The following is a 1,813-nucleotide window of genomic DNA, read 5'->3' on the forward strand; positions in this document are numbered from 1 at the left end:
AGGCTCTGGGCATGACCACGCCAGCCGCCCCGGCGGAGCCGCCGACCGCGCGTCGTCCTCGCCACGCTCGCGGTCCGGCGCCCACCCTGCACGACGTCGCCCTCGAGGCCGGCGTCTCGCTGGCCACGGCCTCGCGGGTGCTCAACGGGTCAGAGCGCAAGGTCGCGACCGCGTTCCGCGAGAGGGTGGAGGCCGCCGCCACGGCCCTCGGCTACACGGCCAACGTCTCGGCCCAGGCGACCGCACGGGGGCGCTCGCCGGTGATCGCCCTCCTCGTGGCCGACATCGCCGATCCCTACTTCGGTCTCATCGCCTCGGGCGTCGCGCGCGGCGCCGACGAGCAGGGTCTCGTCGTCACCGTGGCGATTACGGAGCGCGATCCCGCCCGCGAGGCGCGGATCGTGCGGGCTCTGCGCGGGCAGCGGCCGCAGGGCCTCATCCTCGCCGCGTCGCGCACGCAGGAGGAGGGCCAGGCCGAGACGGCCCGAGAGCTCGCGGAGTTCATCCGACTCGGCGGACGTGTCGTGGCGTTCGGCGCGGAGGCCGAGGGAGCGCGCCGCGTCGAGATCGACAACCGCGCCGGTGCCACGGCCCTCGGCCGCCGGATGGCACAGCTCGGGTACCGCTCGGCCGTTCTCGTGGGGGCGGCGGAGGGCGTGCGCACCTCGGACGACCGCCTCGCCGGGTTCCGCGCGGGCTTCGAGGAGGGCGGCGGCGCGGTGGCGCAGACCGTCCGCGGCGACTTCCGACGCGAGTCCGCCGCGGCGGCGATGACCGCGGCCCTCGATGCGGGCGTGCCGACGGGCACGGTCGTGTTCGGGATCAGCGACGTGGTGGCCATCGGTGCGATGGCGGCGATCCGTGCGGCGCAGCGCGAGGTCGGCGCGGACATCGCGGTGTGCGGCTTCGACGACGTGCCGTCCAGCCGGGATGTGACCCCCGCGCTCACCACGGTCCGGGTGCCGCTCAGCGACGCCGGGTACGAGGCCTTCCGGGCGATCGTCGACGACGACTGGACCCAGCCGCCGCTCGCGCTCGAGGTGGTCGTGCGCGACAGCACCCCGGGAGCGGCGTGACCCGGGTCGTCCTCGCGCCCGACAGCTTCAAGGGCAGCATCACCGCGGCTGCGGCGGCGCAGGCACTCGCCGAGGGGTGGGCGGAGGTCGAGCCCGACGCAGAGTTCGTGCATCGCCCGATGGCCGATGGCGGGGAGGGCACGGTGGCGGCGTTCGCGGCGGCCGTCCCCGGGGCGCGGCGCATGCCCGTGCGCGTCACCGGTCCCGCCGGCGACGCGCACGACACGTCCTGGCTCCTCCTGCCGCCCGACGACGGTGCACCGCACGGCACCGGAGTGGTCGACATCGCCTCCACGTCGGGCATCGAGCTGCTCGCCGCACCGCGTCCGTGGGACGCGGACACCACGGGCTTCGGGCAGGCCATCGTCGCCGCGCTCGACCACGGCGTCTCGCGGCTGGTGCTCGGCATCGGCTCCAGCGCGTCGACCGACGGCGGCATCGGCATGCTCACCGCTCTGGGCGCCCGCTTCCTCGACGGCGCGGGACGCCCGGTCGCTCCCGGAGCCCGGGGCCTGGACGACGTCGCGGCCGTCGACCTCGACGGCCTGCGGGCGGCTCCCGAGGTGCGGGTGCTCACCGATGTGACGAATCCGCTCACGGGCGCACGCGGCGCCGCGGCGGTCTTCGGTCCGCAGAAGGGCCTGGCCGATCCGGGCGACATCTCCCGCGTCGACGCGGCGCTCGCCCGGCTCGCGTCGCTGCTGGACGTGGACGCGGAGCACCCGGGCGCCGGAGCG

The 1,813-nt window shown here is 76.3% G+C and carries 2 protein-coding genes; both read left to right on the top strand.

The features are described 5' to 3' along the window. The first annotated feature begins 11 nt into the window (after window positions 1-11). Entirely contained in the window at window positions 12-1,076 is a 1,065-nt protein-coding gene (locus DW309_RS01000; protein ID WP_136044277.1) for a LacI family DNA-binding transcriptional regulator, read from the top strand. Then, the coding region (locus DW309_RS01005; protein ID WP_136044278.1) for a glycerate kinase at window positions 1,073-1,813 on the top strand (741 nt) is incomplete at its 3' end. The genes DW309_RS01000 and DW309_RS01005, both read left to right, overlap by 4 nt.

Origin of the sequence: Microbacterium sp. K41 (assembly GCF_004794395.1) — a bacterium.
GTDB classification, from domain to species: Bacteria; Actinomycetota; Actinomycetes; order Actinomycetales; family Microbacteriaceae; genus Microbacterium; species Microbacterium sufflavum.

Excerpts from the sequence above, each read along its gene's own strand:
- DW309_RS01000 (WP_136044277.1), top strand. The coding sequence starts at position 12 with ATGACCACGCCAGCCGCCCCGGCGGAGCCGCCGACCGCGCGTCGTCCT.